This window comes from Streptomyces sp. NPDC091371 (assembly GCF_040684275.1).
GTDB lineage: Bacteria > Actinomycetota > Actinomycetes > Streptomycetales > Streptomycetaceae > Streptomyces.
The window spans coordinates 26,773-45,335 of record NZ_JBFBFP010000027.1 but is presented as its reverse complement, the minus strand read 5'-3'; the positions used below and the strand labels follow the sequence as shown (position 1 = coordinate 45,335).

Genomic DNA, 18,563 nt, shown 5'->3' with positions numbered 1-18,563 from the left:
TCCCACCGCGTCGGGACGCAGTAGGACGCAGTGGGGTGCAGAGGGACGCAGTTGGGGGTACGCTCGACACGAAGGACCCCGGCGACGGCTGCAACCGTCCCGGGGCATGGCCGATCTGAAGAGAGCAGACCGACATGGCAGACCTTATCCGCGCCCTCGTCCTGTGGGCGAGGCTGTGGTTCGGGCCGAGCACCGGAGCCGCACACCGCGCCCACCCGCAGGCCCCCACACCCCGGCCGCGTACCCACCCGCTCCCGGTGCCGCGCTCCCCGTACGGGCTCGACGGACCGCTCGACGGCGACGAAACACCGCTGATCCGCCCGTACGTACGCGTCCACGAGCAACGCGAGGAACGCGCCCGGCAGCGCCAGCGACGCCTGGCCATGCTGCTCGCTGCCGACTTCGGCATCGACCTCGACACCCACCTCGTCGGCGCACGAGGGGCGGCCTGATGACCGTTCGCCAGCCCATCCGGATGTGTGTGCGCTGCGAGCGGCTCACCACGGACCCGGTGGTCGTCTCCGAGGTGCACGCCGGCTCGGGCCCGGGATTCAACGTCTACGCCTGCCCCGAGTGCGCCCCGGATATCCCCCGCCCGCCGGACGCCCTCGACCTCCTCCAGCCCGGCTGGGATCACTGGCCGGACGAGGACGAGGAGCAGGCCCCGTAGTCGCGAGCCCACGGTTCGGGGCTGGAGCGGTTCGGTGAGCACGTCACCACCGCTACGAAATGCGGTGCCCGTCCGAGGCGAACCGGGGAGCAGCCGCTGTATGCCCGGGCCTTCGATCGGCTCTCGCGCGGGGTGCTGCGGCGCGCAACCTTCCCTGATTCTTGCGCGGAAGGGCCCGGCCGGGATTTCCCGGCCGGGCCTTTTTCGTGGGGGTGGTCCGCGGGCTGATAAGACGTTTGACAACCACCAAGATCCAAGTAATTTTGGCCTGCTGACCCTTCCGTCCTTGAAAGGACCCTGCTCGGTGTTCTCCCGCGTGCGTCAACCCGTCATGGCCGCAGTAGCGGTCACCTCGCTCTGCGCCTTCGGCGCCTATGCGGCGGCTGCCGACGGGTCGGGCGCCTCCGCGGCGGACCCCGCGGCGCTCGCGAAGCCCTCGGCCTCGGCATCGGCATCGGCCTCGACCTCGGCATCTGCTTCGACGACCGCCTCGCCCTCCGCGTCGGCCACGGCCAAGGTCTCGCCGTCGCCCTCGGCATCGGCCACTGCCTCGGCGCCGGCGCCCACCGCGGCGGAGTCCCCCTACCCGAATTCCGCAGAAATCCTCGCGAAGGACGGAATCAAGCTCGTTCGCGGAGACGGCGGAATCACCCTCGCCGAATGCGGAGTCAGCGCTTCCCAGATTCGCGTGTACACCTACGAGGACCCCGCCGTTAAGCGGAAGCCCATGTACTGCTTTAACGTCGTTTCGCGGACCGGCCGGGTCACCTTCGAATTGGACCGGGTCTTCGCCATCGACACCGGCGCGCACTCCGCGAGCGCCAAGCTCGTCTCGGGCGCCACCACCTCGAACGCCGTAGTCCGCAAGAACAGCTACGTGCGCGTCGTCGATGAGCCGCTGGGTGCCACGGGCCACGTCATCGTCGAACTCCGCGTGACCGGCTGACCTCGCCGCGGCCGCCGGGTTTCCCGGGTTCTTGAAACCTCTGGTTTCCCCGGTTTCCCAGCCGCCCGCTCCGCCCGCTCCGCCCTGTCATGCGAAGACGCCCCGCGTCGCAATTCCTCTCCACCGAAGGTCCCAGACCCGTGATGAAGCGCACCGCGCACCTCAGCCTTGCCCTGCTCGCAGGCGCCGCCCTCCTCGGACTCGGCGCCACCCCGGCCGCCGCAGCCCCACAGCCCTCTCCGCCGCTCCTGCGCATCATGCCGCTCGGTGACTCCATCACCCATGGCGCTTACAGCGAGAGCGACGGCGGATACAGGCAGCCCCTGTGGAACCTCATGTCGGGTCAGTCCCGGTACCTTCCCGACCTCGGCGGGTCCGAGTCCTTCGGCCACTTCGCCGACCCCGAACACGAGGGGCACCAGGGATGGACCATCGGGATGGTCTCGTCGTATGTCGCCCAGTGGCAGTCCGCCGCCAACCCGGACGTCGTCCTGCTCCACCTGGGCATCAACGACCTGCGTGAGACGAACAAGGAAACCGGCGCCCTCGTCAACGACCCGGTCGAATCGGCGAACCGGCTGTCCGCGCTCATCGACGGGATACAGGCGCGAAAGCCCGGTGTCACGGTCATCGTCCAGGGTCTGCTGACGTCCACCGTCGACCAGGAGGAGCGCGCAGCCGCCTTCAACGCGGTCATCCGCGGGCAGGAAGCCTCCCGCCGGGCGGCCGGCCAGCACTTCCGCTACGCGGAGCCGGCCCAGGTGATCGCCGCCACGGAAATGTTCGACGGTCTGCACCCCATCGACGCCGGCTACGCCAAGATGGCCGCCGTCTATCACCAGGCCCTGGAGCAGGCCGTCACCGACGGCTGGATGCCGCCGCGCGCCCCGCGGGCCGGCAACGAGGTCGGCGGCGCCGCCCGGGTGCGCTGGGCCGACTGGGACGGTGACGGCAAGGCCGACCAGATCCTCGTCGCCGACAACGGCGCCGTCGACGTCAAGCTGAACCGCGGCGGAAACAACGCCGGCGGCTGGCAGGGCCCCTTCCGCGTCGCGAGCGGCCTCACGACCGACCGCTCACGAGTCCGGTTCGCCGACTGGGACGGTGACGGCAAGACCGACTACATCCTCCTCAACACCAACGGCAGCATCGTCGTCTACCTCAACCGCGGCGGCGACGCCGGCGGCGGCTGGGCGTACGCCGGGCAGGTCGGCACAGGCGTCACGAGCACCCAGGACAAGGTCCGCTGGGCCGACTACGACGGCGACGGCAAGACCGACTACACCACGTTCGGCGACAACGGCGCCGTCACGGTCTACCTCAACCGCGGCGGCGACACCGGCGGCGGCTGGCATGCCCTGAACCAGGTGGCCACCGGCACCACGAGTGATCGCTCCCGCGTCCGCCTCGCCGACATCGACGGCGACGGCCGGGCCGACTACGTCACGATCAACCCCAACGGCGCCGTCGTCGCCCACGTGAACCGCGGCGGTGACTTGAACGGCGGCTGGGGATCGCTCGGCCAGATCGCGGCCGGTCTGACGACCGTGCAGAGCAAGGTGCAGCTCGCGGACTTCAACGGTGACACCCACGCCGACTACTTCCTCTCGGGGACCGGCGACAGCGCGGAGGTCTACCTCTTCAACGGCGGCGACTCCGGCGCCGGCGGCGGCTGGACCTCCCTCGGCACCGTCGTCTGACGCACGGACGAAGAAGAAGGGGAGGGGCGGAAGCCCGGTGCCGTCGCGCACGGCAACGACACCGACGCGGTGGCATACCGAATCCGCAACAACGTCGCGGGCCTTCCCCCCTCCCACCCGACATCGTGCAGATGCCCTTCCCGTTCAGGGCATGATGGGGGGCGCGCCGTAGGCGCGGGCGGCACTCGGGGCCGGGGGCGGACGGCAGGTGGCCGGAGCGGCCCGCCTCGGATCTTTGTACGCCCCCGCATGGGCTAACTTTGAACCTTCGTACGCCCGAACCGGTTGGGGAGAAAACAATGACGGAAGCGATCCTGCTGGTCGGAGGGCAGGGGACGCGACTGCGCCCCGTGACGGTCAACACCCCCAAGCCGATGGTGCCGGCCGCCGGTGTGCCGTTCCTCGCCCACCAGATAGCCAGGGCCGCCGCCGCCGGTGTCACCCACATCGTGATGGCCACCTGCTACCTCGCCGAGGTCTTCGAGCCCTACTTCGGCGACGGATCCGACTTCGGCATCACCCTCGAGTACGTGGTCGAGGACGAGCCCCTCGGTACCGGCGGCGCCATCCGCAACGCCGCGCAGCGCCTCACCGGCGGCCCGGACTCCTCCGTCCTCGTCTTCAACGGCGACATCCTGACCGGCCTGGACATAGCCGGGCTCGTCGAGTCCCACAAGGCGGCCGACGCCGACGTCTCCCTGCACCTGGTGCGGGTCGAGGACCCGCGCGCGTTCGGCCTCGTCCCCACCGACTCCGAGGGGCGGGTGCTGGCCTTCACGGAGAAGCCGCAGACCCCCGAGGAGATCGTCACCGACCAGATCAACGCCGGCTGCTACGTCTTCCGCCGCAGCGTGATCGACTCCATCCCGGCCGGCCGCCCGGTGTCCGTCGAGCGCGAGACCTTCCCCGGTCTGCTCGCCTCCGGAGCCAAGCTGCACGGCGTGACCGAGGACACCTACTGGCTGGACCTCGGCAAGCCCGAGTCCTTCGTCCAGGCCTCCGCCGACCTCGTCCGCGGCGTCGTCTCCTCCCCGGCGGTCCCCGGCCCGCGTGGTGAGGCCCTCGTGCTTCCGGGTGCCCAGGTGGCTGACGGAGCCAAGCTTTCTGGCGGTACCGTTGTGGGTGCCGGCGCCCGCATCGAATCGGGCGCGGTCGTCCAGGGCTCCATCGTGCTGGACGGTGCGACCCTCGGCCCGGACACGGTGGTGAGCGCCAGCCTCATCGGTGCCGGTGCCTCGGTGGGCTCGCGCACGGTGGTGAACGGCGCGGTCATCGGTGACGGTGCCGTCGTAGGAGCTGACAACGAACTTCGCGCAGGGGTGCGGGTGTGGTGCGAGGCTGAACTCCCCGACGCCGCGGTCCGCTTCTCCTCCGACCGGTGACCAACTTCAGTGAGGCACAACCTGTGATAGGCGAGCAGCAGACTCCCCGCGCGACCGACGTCGCATCCACGAAGCTCCCCGACGCCTGGGCGCACACCCCGCTCACCGTGGTCATGCCCACGTACAACGAGGCGGGCAACCTTCCGGGCATGGTGGAGCTGCTCATGGGTCTCGACCAGCCGGGCCTGCGCCTGCTGGTCGTCGACGACTCGTCGCCCGACGGCACCGGCAAGATCGCCGACGAGCTGGCGGAGAACTACCTCACGGAGGACGGCAAGCCCCGCGTGTCGGTCCTGCACCGCACCGCGAAGGACGGCCTCGGCCGCGCCTACGCGGCGGGCATGACCAAGGCCGTCGAGGACGGCGCCGAGTACGTGCTCCAGATGGACGCGGACGGCTCCCACCCGGCCGGCAAGATCGCCGAGATGCTGGGCGTCGCCCGCTCCACCGGCGCCGGTCTCGTCGTCGGCTCCCGCTACGTCCCGGGCGGCACCCTCTCCGACGCGTGGGGCGCGCACCGCAAGCTGCTCTCCCGCTGGGCCAACGCCTACGCGAGCACCATCCTGGGCACCCGCGTCCGCGACATCACGGGCGGCTTCAACCTGTGGAGCGCCGACGCGCTGAAGGCGATCGACCTCGCGTCGATCGGCAGCGCCGGCTACAGCTTCCAGGTGGAGATGAAGTTCAAGGCCCTGCGCCGCGGCTTCCAGGTCATGGAGGTCCCGATCCACTTCGAGGACCGCACCATCGGCGAGTCGAAGATGAACCTGGCCGTGCAGCTGGAGTCCATCGCCATGCCGTGGAAGCTGCGCGCCCGCGCCGGCAAGCGCTGACCGGCCCGAACCGGCCCGCGAGCGTACGCGAAAAGGGGCACCCCCTCGGGGGTGCCCCTTTCCCGTACCCGCCCGCACCGGCCGTACGGGCTCACTGCCCGCGGACGGTGACCTTCTCGTCGTTCTGGATCTGCTTCACCAGCTGCTGCACCTTCGCCTTGTCCCAGACGAGGTTGCCGCCGCGCTGGCCGGAGATCGGGATGTTCATCGAGACGCCGTCGCCGCCGTTGATGCCCTTCATCGCGAAGAACATCTGGCCCATGTCGTACAGGCCCATGTCCTTGTCCACGATCAGCGTGTCCAGGCCCGCGCCCATGACCGGGTAGAGCTTGAACGGGTTGAGGACCGTGGACGGGGTCGCCGCCTGGTTGGCGAGCGCCGCCAGGAACTTCTGCTGGTTCTTCGTCCGCTGGAGGTCCGACTCCGCGAAGGCGTACCGGGTCCGTACGAAGGCCAGGGACTGCTCGCCGTTCAGCGTCTGCTTGCCGGCCTTGAAGTCGGCGCCCGACTTCTCGTCCTTGAAGCCCTGCTCGATGTCGAGCTCCACCCCGCCCAGCGCGTCCACGATGTTCGCGAAGCCGGCGAAGCCGATCTCCGCGTAGTGGTCGATGCGCAGGCCGGTGTTGTGCTCCACCGTCCGCACCAGCAGCTCGGGGCCGTCCTCCGCGTAAGCGGCGTTGAGCTTGACCCGCCGTCCCTGGGCGGGGAACTTCTTGCCGGACTGGGAGCCGACGAAGGAGGGGATCTCCACGTCGGAGTCGCGCGGCAGCGAGATCATGGTGTTCCCGCTGGAGCACTTCGCCAGGATCATCATCGAGTCGGTGCGCTTGCCCTCGGCCGAGCCCGTGTGGAGCTTCTTCTTCTCCTCGGCGGACATGCCCTCGCGGCTGTCGGAGCCCACGATCAGGTAGGTCGTGCAGTCGCCCTCCTTCGGGCGCTCGATGACCTTGGAGAGGTCCACCTCGCGGCGCACCTTGGAGTCCGCCCAGAAGTAGGTGGAGACCGTGGTCACCAGCAGCGCGGAGACCAGCACGATCGACCCGATCTTGATCCGCTTGCGCCAGTCCGGCGCGGGGCCGGGCGCCCGCTGCGGCCGCCCGGGTCCGCCGGGTCCGGCCGGTCCGCCGCCCGAGGGCGACCCGTAGACCTGGCCGGTGTTGTAGCCGCTGTCGTAGGCGTCGTTGCTCCGCGGCTGCTGCGGGGGCACGGACGGCCGCGCGGGCTGCCGGGGCCCCGGGGGGCCCTGCGGGGGCCGCTGCGGCTGGGGCGGCTGCTGGGGCTGCTGCTGCCGCTGGATGTGCCGCATCCGCTGGGGACCCTCGGGCTGGGGCTGCGCGCTGCCGCGCCCGTAGCCGCCGTCACGACCTTCTGGCCAGTCATTCATGTGCCCAAGGATGCCTGCCCGGGTGTGTCGTCCAACAGCCCGGTGTGCTTTCCGTGCCGGGGCTGTTGCAGAGCTGATGCCTCCGGTACGGATCTAAGGTGTCCGTATGACTCAGATACCGGGCGAGCTGCCCGGGAAGCCGACCGCGGCCTCCCGTACGACCCTCAGCCACATCATGACCGCGAACGACACCAACCTCCTCGGGACGGTGCACGGCGGGGTGATCATGAAGCTGGTGGACGACGCGGCGGGCGCGGTGGCCGGCCGCCACTCCGGGGGCCCGGCGGTCACCGCCTCCATGGACGAGATGGCCTTCCTCGCGCCCGTGCGCGTCGGCGACCTCGTCCACGTGAAGGCGCAGTGCAACTGGACCGGCCGCTCCTCCATGGAGATCGGCGTACGGGTCCTCGCGGAGCGGTGGAACGAGTCCACCCCCGCCACCCAGGTCGGCAGCGCCTACCTCGTCTTCGCGGCGGTCGACGCCGAGGGCAAGCCCCGCCGGGTCCCGCCGGTCCTGCCCGAGACGGAGCAGGACGAGCGGCGCTACCAGGAGGCCCAGATCCGCCGCACCCACCGCCTCGCCCGCCGCCAGGCCATCAAGGCGCTGCGCGAGGAGCGGGCCGCGCAGGGATTCGACGACTGACCTTTGGGGGGTTTCGCCCCGATTCTCGGCGGCGACCCCCTCATTGAGTCCTGCCTCACTCTCGCCGACAGCGGGTCTCACCTCGACTTCGAGCGCACGTAGACTGATGAGCTGACGTTCGGCTCGGCTCATCGGGTGGAGCGACGTGGTCCCCGTGAACCGGCCCTGCTGCGGAGAAATTCCTCTATGTCGACGGTCCTACAGCCCCACCCCGCTCCAGATTCCAACGCGCTGTCGGACCCCGCGTCGGCCCCGGCCGCACAGGGCCGCGTCCGCCGCCCGCGGCTCAGGGCGCTGGACGGCCTGCGCCTGGTGGCCGCGCTCATGGTGGTGGCCTTCCACTGGACGGGCGTCAACCGCATGCCCGAGGTCTGGGACGGGATCCCGCAGAAGCTGATGCCGGAACTGCACCGGTTCACCGCGTACGGCTTCCTCGGCGTGGAACTGTTCTTCCTGATCAGCGGCTTCGTCATCTGCATGTCCTGCTGGGGCAAGACTCCCCGGCAGTACTTCACCTCGCGCGTCGTGAGGCTGCTGCCCGCCTACTGGGTCGCGATCATCCTCACGGCGCTCGTGGTGAACTACGCGGCCACCGCCCGGAACCGCGCCCATCTCACGGTGTCCGACGTGCTCACCAACCTGACGATGCTTCAGCAGCCGCTGGGCGTCTCCGAGGTGGACCCCGTCTATTGGACCCTCTGGGTCGAACTGCGCTTCTACCTGCTGTTCGCCGTCGTCGTGGCGATGGGCCTCACCTACCGCCGGGTGCTCGTCTTCTGCGGGATCTGGATGATCGTCGCGGTGGTCGCCGACAAGGCGGACCTCGAGCTGCTCGAGATGTTCGCGATGCCCGAGTACGCCCCGTACTTCATCGCCGGCGTGGCCATGTTCCTGATCTACCGGTTCGGCGTGAACTGGCTGCTCCTGGGCGTCGTCGGGTTCTCCTGGCTGGTGGCCCAGAACAAGCTGCTCGGTACGAGGGGCAGCTACGAGTACAGCACCATGCACTCGCTGAGCTGGACCGTGATGGCGGGGTTCTCCCTCCTGGCCTTCGGCGTGGTGCTCGCGGTGGCGATGGGCGCCTTCGACCGGATCCAGTGGAAGTGGCTCACCGTCGCCGGCGCGCTCACCTACCCCGTGTACCTGCTGCACCAGGAGATCGGCTTCGCGCTGATCCGCTGGGCCCGCGACCACGGCATGGGCGTCGGGGTGACACTGCTCGGCACGCTCGCCGTCGTGCTCCTGCTGTCCTGGATCGTGCACCGGTACGCGGAGCGGCCGCTGTCGGCCCTCATGAAGCGCATGCTCGACGCCCCCGGCCTCGTCCTGCACAAAGCCGACCCGCCGGTGCGCCCGCGCGCCGCGAATCCCGAACGGAAGACGATGGATACGGCAGGTCCCGCACGATGACCACCAGCACGCTCCCTTCCCCGACGGGCCGTCCCGCCTCCGAGCGGGCCTCCGGCGACGGGTCCGGCCCGGACCGCGGCCGCGCCGCCCGTCGGCCGGACTGGCTGTGGGCCGCCGTGCTGACCTTCGTCGTCGCCATCGTCGGCAGCGGCAACCCGCAGCTGTGGCGCGACGAGCTCGCCAGCTGGAACGCCGCCATCCGCAGCACCGACGACCTGATAGCGATGCTGGGCCACGTGGACGCCGTCTCCGGCCTCTACTACCTGCTGCTGCACGCCTGGGTCTCCGTCTTCGGCGACTCCGAGATGATGCTGCGGATGCCGTCCGCGTTCGCCATGGCGGGCGCCGCGGCCTTCGTCGTACTGACCGCCCGTACGCTGTTCGACCGCCGCACCGCCGTGTTCGCCGGCCTGTTCTTCGCCGTGCTCCCGTCGGTCACCCGGTACGGCCAGGAGGCCCGCTCCTACGCCTTCGTCGTGCTCGCGGTCACCGCGGCGACCTGGCTGCTGCTGCGGGCGCTGGACCGGCCGGCCCTGCGCCGCTGGGCCCCGTACGCCCTCGCGGTGGCGGCGGCCGGACTGTTCCACATCGTCTCCCTGCTGTTCCTGCTGCCCCACGCGCTGATCGTGCTGCTGCGCTGGTGGCAGGAGCGGCGCGGGCGCACCCTCGTCGCCTTCGCGGTGACGGTCGCCGTCGCCCTGATCCCGGTCATCCCGCTGGTGCTGCTCGGGCAGCGGCAGGTGGGCCGCCAGATCAGCTGGATCGCGAAGCCGCATCTGCGCAGCATCGCGGGCGTCTGGGACTCCCTCTTCGGCTCCCCGCTCATCGCCATCGCCGTCGCCGGACTGGCGCTGCTCCCGCTCGCGTGGAGCCGCGGGCGCCGGCCCGCCGTGGAGCTCCTGCTGGTCGGTGCCGCCCCGATCGCGGCCGCCTGGGTGGTCTCGCAGGGCAGCACCTCGTACTTCATGGACCGCTACCTGCTCTTCACCGTGCCCGCCTGGGTGGTCCTCGCCGCCGCCGGTCTGGCGGCCCTGCGGCCCCGGCCGCTCGGTGTGGCCGGCCTGGCCGCGGTGGTCCTGCTGAGCCTCCCCGACCAGCGCCAGCTCCGTAAGGACACGGTCAAGGCCGGCCGGGAGGGCGAGGAGGCCGCGGCGCTCATCGCCAAGGGCTACCGGCCCGGTGACGGCTTCGTGCCGGTCCGCGGCGCCGACAGCGTGTTCATGACCGACTTCCAGGTCGAGTACTTCCTGCCGCCGGACGTCAAGCTCCGCGACGTGTTCGCGCAGCGCTCGGCCGTCGAGAACGACGACCTCTTCCCGGTGGAGTGCGAGCAGCCCGAGAAGTGCCTCGGCACCACCCAGCGGGTGTGGGTGGTCACCTGGAGCGGTACCCCGAACCCGTACCACAAGCTCCCGAAGGCGCAGGCCGAGGCGTTGGAGAAGCACTTCAAGGTGGTCCAGAAGACCAAGGTCCACGGCCTCCAGGTGTCCCTGGTGGAGCGCGTCAAGTAGCCCTGCCCCGCAGGCCTACCGCCCGCACACCACCTGGTCCCCGGTGACCACCCCGACGGCGCCGCCCTGGTACGGGTCCTCCGCCCGTACCGGGACCACCTTGCGGAAGTCGGCCCCCGCGATCACCAGAACCGTCCGGCCCTGCCCCGGCACCGCGCGCAGCTCGCTGCCGGGCAGGGCCGTCGACACCGACCGGGCGGAGCGGTCCCAGCGCGGGTCGTAGGTGACCACGGTGCGCCGGACCTCGCGGCTGGCGCCGTTGCCCGGGGCCCCGGTGGTGTCGAAGCCGGTGGCGCGCAGGGCCGCGTCGACCCGTCCGCCCAGCCCGTCGATCCGGGTCCCGTTCTCCACCTGGACCCGGACCTGCTGCGGCGGCACGTCCACCGGCACCGCCGCCGGCCTGGCGGCGGCCTTCCCGGGCCGGACGGGGGCGAGCGGCCGGTCCTGGCGCAGCGCCTCGAAGAGCTTGGCGGCCTTCGGCTCGTCCCACTTCACGGTGGAGCCGATGCCCTTGACGGGGAACGAGGGGCTGCCGATGGGCACCGAGGCGAACTCCGAGGAGGACGGGGTGAAGTCCCGCATGGCCTGCCCGAGCGCGAGCATCTGCTCCGAGCCGAAGCCCTTGTCGGCCCGGACCGAGCCGAGCAGGGTGGAGCTGACCTCCTTGAACTTGACCGGGTTGAGCAGCACGCCGCCGCCGGTCGCCTGCCTGATCAGGGCGGCGATGAACCGCTGCTGGCGCTGCATCCGGCCGAGGTCGGAGGCCCCGTCCACATGGCGCGAGCGCACGTACTGCAGGGCCTGGCCGCCGGTGAGGCGGTGGGTGCCGGGGAGCAGGTCCAGGCCGGTGTTCGGGTCGCGCATGGTCTTGGCGGTGCAGATCTCCACCCCGCCCATCGCGTCGACCGTCTTCATGAAGCTGGTGAAGTCGACCTCCAGGTAGTGGTCGATCTTCACCCGGGTCATGCTCTCGACGGTCCGCACCGTCAGCTGGGGCCCGCCCTCCGCGTAGGCGGCGTTGAGCTTCACGGGGTGGGCCTTGTGGTTCTTGCCGCTGACGAGGTCCCGGTGCGCGGGCACCTCCGCGTAGCTGTCGCGGGGCAGGCTGATCACGCTGGCCCGTTCCCGGTCCGCCGAGAGGTGGACCAGCATGATCGTGTCCGTGCAGTGGCAGGGCGCCCCGCCTAGGCGGTACTCGCGCTTCTCCTCCGGGCTGATCTTCTCCCGGCCGTCGGTGCCCACCAGCAGGAAGTTCAGGCCGTGCCCCGCCTGCGGGCGGTTCTTCATGTCCTTGAACGGATCCACGCGCTCGATCCCGGTGTCCAGTCCGGTCATCACGGCGTGCCCGACGGCTCCGGAGCCCAGCACCAGCACCGCCAGCCCGCCCGCGATCCGCACCCCCCACCTCGGCCGGTCGTCCCGACGCCGTGAGCGCTGCGCACGGCGCGGCCCGACGGGATGGGGGGGACGGTGCGGCTGGGGCACGGGGGACACCTCCGTGAGGCAGCAGGGGCGGAGTTCGTCAGAACAGTAGGCCCATACGATCAGCGTCTGTCCGTACCGCTCCCTCGGCGCGCACCCGGTTCCCCCGTACGCGGTAACGTGGCACAGATACCCGACCTTGAAGGACCACATGCCCGCCCAGCAGCCCGCAGTCTCGGTGATCATGCCGGTGCTCGACGAGGAGCACTACCTCCGCGATTCCGTCCGCCACATCCTGGAACAGGAGTACGCGGGCGAGATGGAGGTGGTGATCGCACTCGGGCCGTCCACGGACCGCACCGACGAGATCGCCGCCGAGCTCGTCGCCGAGGACCCCCGCGTCCACACCGTCCCCAACCCCACCGGACGGACCCCGGCGGCGCTCAACGCCGCCATCAAGGCGTCACGTCACCCGATCGTGGTACGCGTCGACGGCCACGGCATGCTCTCGCCCGACTACATCGCCACCGCGGTCCGCCTCCTGGAGGAGACCGGCGCGCAGAACGTCGGCGGCATCATGCACGCCGAGGGGCAGAACGCCTGGGAGGACGCCGTCGCCGCCGCGATGACGTCGAAGATCGGCGTCGGCAACGCGCCGTTCCACACGGGCGGCCAGGCGGGCCCTGCCGAGACCGTCTACCTGGGGGTCTTCCGCCGCGAGGCCCTCGAACAGCAGGGCGGGTACAACGAGGAGTTCATCCGCGCGCAGGACTGGGAGCTGAACTTCCGCATCCGCGAGGCCGGCGGCCTGATCTGGTTCTCGCCGGAGCTGAAGGTCCAGTACCGCCCGCGGCGCTCGGTGAAGGCCCTGGCCAAGCAGTACAAGGACTACGGGCGCTGGCGCCACGTGGTGGCCCGCTACCACGCCGGCTCCATCAACCCGCGCTACCTGGCCCCGCCGACCCTCGTCTGCGCGATGGCCGCGGGCGTGGCCGTGGGCGTGGCCGTCAGCCCCCTGGGCTTCGTCGTTCCGGCGGGCTACTTCGCGGCGATCGTCGCGGGCTCCGTCCCGGCGGGCAAGGGCCTCTCGCTGAAGGCCCGGGCGCAGATCCCCGTCGCCCTGGCCACGATGCACCTGTCCTGGGGCTTCGGCTTCCTGACGAGCCCGCGCTCGCTGGCGGACAAGGTCATCGCGAGCCGCCGCCCGGCGGTCAAGCGGGACGCCTCGCAGGTCTGAGACGCGGTCGGACGAGGCGGTCCGACGCACGAAGGGGCCCGGTGCCGTCGCACCGGGCCCCTTCATCGTTCGTACGGGCTACCAGGTGAAGCCCGGCTGGATCTGCATGCAGGCGCCCTCGTTGTCGCCGTTGAGCGCGTGGGCGGAGGTCGGGAGCGAGGTCGGGGCGGGCGGCGGCGGGGCCGGCGCGTCACCGGTCCGCCAGTCCTTGCCGACGAACAGGACGATCGTGGAGACGTCGGCGGACTTCTGCACCGAGGCGGCCGGCAGGCCCAGCGCGGTGGCCACGGCGGCGGCGTCGGCCGCCTGGCCGTCGGTGGCGTAGCGGACCACCGTGGTGTCCTCGCCCCCGGTCACGGTGTCGGCGGTGGCCTTGGTGAAGCCCTTGCCGGTCAGCACCGCGGCGACGTCGGTCGCCCGGTTCTTGACCCTGGCCTGGGCGCCGTCCTTGCCGCTGGTGGCGTTGCGGACGGAGACCGCGATCTTCGCGGGGGCCGACGCCGGGGCCGTGGTCGCGGCGGCCGGGGGAGGCGGGGTCGCGGAGACGCCCGGCGAGGGGGAGGCCCCGTCCGTCGGGCCGTTGCCCTTGAAGTCGAGCGGTATGTCCTCGCGGACCATCTTGAACACGGCCTCCGCCGCGCCCGCCTCGGGCTCGACCCGGCCCTCCTCGCGGGTGCTGTACACCCACGGCATGGTGGTCATGGTGATCCGGCTCGGGGGAACCTTCTTGAGCTCCATGCTCAGGTCGTACAGCCTGTCGATCTTGTTCAGGCCGGGGTCCACGACCATGGCCTTGATCGCGGCCTGCGCCAGGCTGTTGAGCATCACCGGGTTGCTGAGCTTGGCGTTCTTGCGGAACTCGCGGGACAGCGAGCTCATGTACTGGTGCTGGGCGTGGGTGCGGCCGATGTCGGTGCCGTCCTCGAACCCGTAGCGGGTGCGCAGCCACTGCAGGGCCTGCTCGCCCTGGATCCGGGTCGTGCCCTTCTCCAGCTTCAGGCCGGAGCCCTTGCCGTCACGGGTGCGGGAGTGGACGTTCTGCTCGACGCAGACCGGGACGCCGCCGATGGCGTCGGCCATCGAGACCACGCCCTTGAAGTCGATCATCATGAAGTGATCGATGGGTATCTTGGTCAGCTCGGTCCAGGCGGCGACCGTGCAGCCCGGGCCGCCGCGGCCGAGGGACTCGTTCGTCTGGACGAGCCCCTTGCTGGCCGGGTGCACCTTGCCGTTCGTCTCCGTGCACTTGGGCATCATCAGCAGCGTGTCGCGCGGCATGGATATGACGGACATGTTGCTGCGGTCCGCGGACAGGTGCAGCAGCATCTGCACGTCCGCGAGGGGCGGGCCGCCGAAGGTGTCCGTGGCGCCGCCGAGGGCCTGGTTCGCCTCGTCGTCGCGTGCGTCCGACCCGATGAGGAGGATGTTCAGCGGGGTCTGCCCGAAGGCGTTGGGCTTGGAGCCGCCCAGCTTGTTCTCGCCGAGGTTCAGCGCATCCGTCTTGATGCTGCCGTTGAGGTGGCGGTAGTACAGGTAGCCGGCCGCCGCCGTCCCGAGTATGAGCAGGGCCAGCACGGAGGAAACCCAGCGCAGCACGCGCCGGCGGCCCCGCCTGGAGCCGCGGCCGCCACCGGCGCGGCGGCTCCTGCCGGAGCCGCCCCGGGGTGGCGGGACCTCGCCGGGCGCGCCCGCCCCGCCGCCGGATATGTCACCGGCGGACTGGGCGACCGCCCCCTCCCCCCGCATGCTGCTGTGCCTCACGAGCCCCCCTAAAGATCCTGATTACTCGGCATTGTGCCGGTACGTCCGGCCGCTGCCCGTTATTTGGCGCAGACAGCCTTGTCGGCCTGCGTCTGCTGAACGTCCTTCGGCAGCTCCTGCGGAGCCGGCGGTGCCAGCGGGGCGCCCGGCTGCTGGAAGTCCTCTCCCAGCGTCAGCTTCATCGGCGTCCTCGCCGCCGCGTCGGCCGTCCCCATTTTCATCGCAGTGGCGGGCAGCCCCATCATGTCCGCCAACGCCCGGGCCTGGTCGGCCTGGTTGGGGGCGTACTCCAGCTGGGTGGCGGCGACCTTCGCGGGCGCGTTGCCCAGGTTGCTCGCCTTCGGCACGCCCTTGGTGTTCTGCAGCCAGTTCAGCGTGGTGGACGCGGAGCCCTTGGGGCCGCCGCCGTTGTACACGTCGACCCTGATGTCGGCGGCGGGCGCCCGGTTGCCCTGGAGCAGGGCGTCCTGCTTGGCCTTCGCGTCCGCGTCGGCCGCGTCCTTCGCGGCCTGCTCCTTCTTCTCGACCTCCGTGAGCGAGACGTCCCCCCGGATCATCTGCAGCAGGGGGTCGGCCAGGGCCGGGTTCACCACGACGGTCGCCTTGACCTTCTCGGCCGGGTTGTCGAGCACGGGCAGCGTGGTGAAGGTGATGTTCTTGAGGTCGATGTCCTTCAACTCGCCCGCGAGGTCGGTGAGTTTGCCGATGGATCCCAGACCCTGGTCCACGGTCAGCGACTTGGTGGCCGCCTCCGCGAGGGAGAAGAACTTCTTCGGACTGGTCAGGGTTTCCTTCGACTTCATCTCGCGCATCATCGAGCCGAGGAACTGCTGCTGGGTCTTGATGCGGTCGAGGTCGCTCTCGTTGCCGAAGGCGTGCCGGGTCCGTACGAAGGCCAGCGCCTGCTCGCCCTGCAGCCGGTGCTCGCCCTTGTCGAGCTTCAGCTTGGAGTCCCTGTCGTCGACGGGCTTCTCCAGGCAGACGGGCACCCCGCCGACCGCCGTGCTCAGCGTCTTCACCGCGTTGAAGTCGACCATCATGAAGTTGTCGACCTCTATGCCGGTGAGGGCCTTGACCGTGCGCATCGTGCAGCCCGCGTCCCGGCCTTCCTGGCCCAGGCTGTTGTTGAAGCGCGTGCCCTTCGTGCCGCGGATCTCCTTCACCGATCCGCCGGTCTGCTTCGTCGGGCAGGCCGGGATGTCGGTGATCAGGTCGCGCGGGATGGACAGCGCGGTCGCGTTGCTGCGGTCCTTGGCGATGTGGAAGAGGATCGTGGTGTCGGCGTGGCCGACGCTGTCCCGGTCCCCGTAGGCCTCGTTGCCCGCACCGGTGCGCTTGTCGGTGCCGATGACCAGGATGTTGATCGCCTGGTCCTTCTTGAAGCCGCCGGTGCCGGCGCCCGCGACGTCCGTGACGCTGAGGTTGCCGTTCAGGTGGTCGTAGTAGAGGTAGCCCGCGATGCCGCCGCCGACCAGCAGCAGCGCCAGCGTCGTACAGGTGATGACGAGCGCCTTTTTGCGGCGCCCGCCGCCCCCGCCCTTGCGGGAGCGCCCGCCGCGCCGGCCGGGCGGGCCGTCCCCGCGCCGCGGCTGCGGTACGGAGGGGGAGGTGGCGGGCTCGGGGCGGGACGGCGCCGTGCGGGTCCGGCGCGGTGGGGCGACCCGGGGCCGCTGCTGCGCTGAGGAGTCGCCCAGTCGCAGCTCGTAATGGCCGGTGCGGGGGTTGAGTACCCACTGGTCTGCGGGGTCGATCTCGTCGGCCCGGCCACGGCTCTGCGCATCCACGGTTGCTCGAATCCTCCGTCGGTGCCTCACGACGCGCCTCCCCCAAGACGCGCGGTCAACGATCCGGCTGCAGGCGCCCGACCTCTGGACCGGCCGGGGCACCGGATCGCTCACCCTATCCGTCAGGTGCGGCCGCAAACCATGCTGGTGATGAATTCCACTGGCCTTATAACGGGGCGAACACCCCATCCCACTCGGTTCGGTCACCGGCTTTTTGGATTGCTTTACCGGCAGTCGGCGACGCCCGCCGTAGTCCCGGTGAAGGTGGGGACGGGTGTGGGGGTCGCTTCGGTTCCCTCGCGGGCCCGGTCCGCGGCCGACCGGCTCCCGGGGGCCTCCGTCGGCTCGATCCCGCCGCTGCCCCCGCCCTCCGCCTCGGCCTCGCTCGCGGTCTCCGCCTCGGGCTTCGGCGGAGTGATCGTCACGGGCTTGTCCAGCCTCAACTGCTGGAACAGCCGCGCCGCGTCCGGCTCGACCAGTTCGTCCCGGTTCGGGTCGGCGGAGTACGGCTGGCGGGGCACGGTCAGGAACTTGATCTGCTCGGTCGGTATGTCCCGTACGCCCCGTACGAGTTCGTACAGCCCGCGCAGCGAGGCCAGCCCCGGGTCCGTGGTCACCGATGAGGTCGCCGCGTCCAGCAGCGGGTACAGCCGGGCCGGATTGAGCAGGACCCCGTTGCTCTGCACCTTCTTGACCAGCGAGCCGAGGAACTGCTGCTGCCGCTCCATCCGTTCCGTGTCGCTGCCGTTGCCCAGGCTGTGGCGGGCCCGGACGAAACCGAGCGCCTGCTCGCCCTGGAGCGTCTGCCGCCCGGCGTCCAGCTTCAGATGCGCCTCCGCGTCGTCCACCGGCCGCTTCAGGCAGACCTCCACCCCGCCGATGGCGTCGACCATCTGCTTGAAGCCGCCGAAGTCGATCACCATGTGGTGGTCGACGCGGATCCCGGTGAGGTTCTCGACCGTACGGATCGTGCAGGCGGCCCCGCCCCATTGGAAGGCCCAGTTGAACTGCGCGAACTGCTCGCGGGTGCGGGTGCCGTCCGCCTTCAGGCAGGCCGGGATGTCCGCCATCAGGTCCCGCGGTATCGACACCGCGGTCGCGCTCCTGCGGTCCGCGGGCAGGTGCAGCAGGATCGTGGTGTCCGAGCGCTGCGTGCCCTCGTCCTGCCCGTACCGGCCGTTGTCCTTGCCCGAGCGCGAGTCCGAGCCGATCAGCAGGATGTTCTGGGCGCCGGGAGCGAAGTGCGCCGGGCGGTCGCGCTCGTAGCGCTCCAGCTCGGCCGCCGCGGAGGTGTCCTCGGTGATGTTCCCGTCGAGCTTGTTGTAGAGCCACCAGCCGGTGGCCGCCCCCGCCAGGACCAGCAGTACCACCCCGAGTCCGATCCAGCGCAGCAGCCGGCGCCTGCGACCCCGCGGAGATCCTCGATCCCGTCCGGCCGCATCGCTCCCACCGCCCGGTATGCCCGCGCTGTCCGTCACTGTGATTCACCCCCTGGAGGGATTCCCGCCCACGTGGCAGGGCCGTACGGTGTCGGTAGTGCGTTGCGAGAACCAAGCGCGCACACCGTGCCGATCGAGAACCAAGACGGCACAACCACCTCCAGGTGTTGCCGTACCAAACCGGGCTGGTTCCAACCCGGCTGGTGTTGATCGCGTAAGCACTGTCGGTCGCCGACCGGCAGTCGGCGTGAGCCAGGAATCCCCCTGCCTTGGCTGGGGTGAGGGTTCAATGGCGTCCGTCCCCTCAAAGCGACATCAGCCGTACGGGTGAGTACGGCCTCTGCCGATCGTGCCCCCGGGCTGCCGGAACAGCCCGGGGGCACCGGCGTGTCTAGGGCCATGTGGGTGACAAATCGCCCGCCGCCGACATTGAGCGGTGTG

General features: G+C 70.7%; 15 protein-coding genes. 10 read left to right on the top strand and 5 right to left on the bottom strand.

The window, feature by feature from the left end; genetic code table 11:
• Positions 1 to 134: 134 nt before the first annotated feature.
• The 6 genes from AB0O21_RS25815 to AB0O21_RS25790 all read left to right on the top strand — a co-directional run bounded on the left by AB0O21_RS25815 (position 135) and on the right by AB0O21_RS25790 (position 5,531).
• The gene (locus AB0O21_RS25815; protein ID WP_365174468.1) at positions 135 to 452 is read left to right on the top strand and encodes a hypothetical protein; all 318 of its coding nucleotides are present in this window, start codon (positions 135 to 137) and stop codon (positions 450 to 452) included.
• On the top strand, positions 452 to 670 hold the full coding sequence (locus tag AB0O21_RS25810; protein ID WP_365174465.1) for a hypothetical protein: 219 nt from the start codon (positions 452 to 454) through the stop codon (positions 668 to 670). Before AB0O21_RS25815 ends, AB0O21_RS25810 begins: the two co-directional genes overlap by 1 nt.
• A gap of 304 nt (positions 671 to 974) precedes the next feature.
• The gene (locus AB0O21_RS25805; RefSeq protein ID WP_365174462.1) at positions 975 to 1,616 is read left to right on the top strand and encodes a hypothetical protein; all 642 of its coding nucleotides are present in this window, start codon (positions 975 to 977) and stop codon (positions 1,614 to 1,616) included.
• A gap of 143 nt (positions 1,617 to 1,759) precedes the next feature.
• On the top strand, positions 1,760 to 3,316 hold the full coding sequence (locus AB0O21_RS25800; protein ID WP_365174628.1) for an FG-GAP-like repeat-containing protein: 1,557 nt from the start codon (positions 1,760 to 1,762) through the stop codon (positions 3,314 to 3,316).
• Between the two features lie 299 nt (positions 3,317 to 3,615).
• On the top strand, positions 3,616 to 4,698 hold the full coding sequence (locus tag AB0O21_RS25795; protein WP_365174459.1) for an NDP-sugar synthase: 1,083 nt from the start codon (positions 3,616 to 3,618) through the stop codon (positions 4,696 to 4,698).
• A gap of 113 nt (positions 4,699 to 4,811) precedes the next feature.
• The gene (locus AB0O21_RS25790) at positions 4,812 to 5,531 is read left to right on the top strand and encodes a polyprenol monophosphomannose synthase (RefSeq protein ID WP_365174625.1); all 720 of its coding nucleotides are present in this window, start codon (positions 4,812 to 4,814) and stop codon (positions 5,529 to 5,531) included.
• Positions 5,532 to 5,622: 91 nt separating this feature from the next.
• Here the strand turns inward: AB0O21_RS25790 and AB0O21_RS25785 are convergent, their stop codons facing one another.
• Entirely contained in the window at positions 5,623 to 6,915 is a 1,293-nt protein-coding gene (locus AB0O21_RS25785) for an LCP family protein (RefSeq protein WP_365174456.1), read from the bottom strand.
• A gap of 106 nt (positions 6,916 to 7,021) precedes the next feature.
• Here AB0O21_RS25785 and AB0O21_RS25780 point away from each other — a divergent pair, with 106 nt between their 5' ends.
• From AB0O21_RS25780 to AB0O21_RS25770, 3 genes are all read left to right on the top strand, one after another.
• On the top strand, positions 7,022 to 7,558 hold the full coding sequence (locus tag AB0O21_RS25780) for an acyl-CoA thioesterase (protein ID WP_365174454.1): 537 nt from the start codon (positions 7,022 to 7,024) through the stop codon (positions 7,556 to 7,558).
• A 186-nt stretch (positions 7,559 to 7,744) separates the two neighbouring features.
• On the top strand, positions 7,745 to 8,968 hold the full coding sequence (locus tag AB0O21_RS25775; protein ID WP_365174452.1) for an acyltransferase: 1,224 nt from the start codon (positions 7,745 to 7,747) through the stop codon (positions 8,966 to 8,968).
• On the top strand, positions 8,965 to 10,479 hold the full coding sequence (locus tag AB0O21_RS25770) for a glycosyltransferase family 39 protein (protein WP_365174450.1): 1,515 nt from the start codon (positions 8,965 to 8,967) through the stop codon (positions 10,477 to 10,479). The genes AB0O21_RS25775 and AB0O21_RS25770 overlap by 4 nt, the downstream gene beginning before the upstream one ends.
• Positions 10,480 to 10,494: 15 nt before the next feature.
• Here the strand turns inward: AB0O21_RS25770 and AB0O21_RS25765 are convergent, their stop codons facing one another.
• Positions 10,495 to 11,877: an LCP family protein gene (locus AB0O21_RS25765; protein WP_365174448.1), complete on the bottom strand. Its 1,383-nt coding sequence runs from the start codon at positions 11,875 to 11,877 to the stop codon at positions 10,495 to 10,497.
• 235 nt (positions 11,878 to 12,112) lie between these two features.
• Between AB0O21_RS25765 and AB0O21_RS25760 the strand changes: the two genes are divergently transcribed.
• The gene (locus AB0O21_RS25760; protein ID WP_365174445.1) at positions 12,113 to 13,138 is read left to right on the top strand and encodes a glycosyltransferase family 2 protein; all 1,026 of its coding nucleotides are present in this window, start codon (positions 12,113 to 12,115) and stop codon (positions 13,136 to 13,138) included.
• Between the two features lie 78 nt (positions 13,139 to 13,216).
• On the opposite strand, the gene AB0O21_RS25755 is transcribed toward AB0O21_RS25760, so the two are convergent.
• The 3 genes from AB0O21_RS25755 to AB0O21_RS25745 all read right to left on the bottom strand — a co-directional run bounded on the left by AB0O21_RS25755 (position 13,217) and on the right by AB0O21_RS25745 (position 18,077).
• Entirely contained in the window at positions 13,217 to 14,884 is a 1,668-nt protein-coding gene (locus tag AB0O21_RS25755; protein WP_365174622.1) for an LCP family protein, read from the bottom strand.
• 74 nt (positions 14,885 to 14,958) lie between these two features.
• A complete protein-coding gene (locus AB0O21_RS25750; protein ID WP_365174443.1) occupies positions 14,959 to 16,683 on the bottom strand; it encodes an LCP family protein in 1,725 nt (574 codons plus the stop codon).
• Between the two features lie 224 nt (positions 16,684 to 16,907).
• Positions 16,908 to 18,077, bottom strand: coding sequence for an LCP family protein (locus tag AB0O21_RS25745; protein WP_365174619.1), 1,170 nt, complete (start codon positions 18,075 to 18,077; stop codon positions 16,908 to 16,910).
• Positions 18,078 to 18,563: the final 486 nt, after the last annotated feature.

Coding starts and splice junctions, on each gene's coding strand:
- AB0O21_RS25815 (WP_365174468.1), top strand. CDS start 135: ATGGCAGACCTTATCCGCGCCCTCGTCCTGTGGGCGAGGCTGTGGTTC.
- AB0O21_RS25810 (WP_365174465.1), top strand. CDS start 452: ATGACCGTTCGCCAGCCCATCCGGATGTGTGTGCGCTGCGAGCGGCTC.
- AB0O21_RS25800 (WP_365174628.1), top strand. CDS start 1,760: ATGAAGCGCACCGCGCACCTCAGCCTTGCCCTGCTCGCAGGCGCCGCC.
- AB0O21_RS25795 (WP_365174459.1), top strand. CDS start 3,616: ATGACGGAAGCGATCCTGCTGGTCGGAGGGCAGGGGACGCGACTGCGC.
- AB0O21_RS25790 (WP_365174625.1), top strand. CDS start 4,812: ATGCCCACGTACAACGAGGCGGGCAACCTTCCGGGCATGGTGGAGCTG.
- AB0O21_RS25785 (WP_365174456.1), bottom strand. CDS start 6,915: ATGAATGACTGGCCAGAAGGTCGTGACGGCGGCTACGGGCGCGGCAGC.
- AB0O21_RS25780 (WP_365174454.1), top strand. CDS start 7,022: ATGACTCAGATACCGGGCGAGCTGCCCGGGAAGCCGACCGCGGCCTCC.
- AB0O21_RS25775 (WP_365174452.1), top strand. CDS start 7,745: ATGTCGACGGTCCTACAGCCCCACCCCGCTCCAGATTCCAACGCGCTG.
- AB0O21_RS25770 (WP_365174450.1), top strand. CDS start 8,965: ATGACCACCAGCACGCTCCCTTCCCCGACGGGCCGTCCCGCCTCCGAG.
- AB0O21_RS25760 (WP_365174445.1), top strand. CDS start 12,113: ATGCCCGCCCAGCAGCCCGCAGTCTCGGTGATCATGCCGGTGCTCGAC.
- AB0O21_RS25755 (WP_365174622.1), bottom strand. CDS start 14,884: ATGCGGGGGGAGGGGGCGGTCGCCCAGTCCGCCGGTGACATATCCGGC.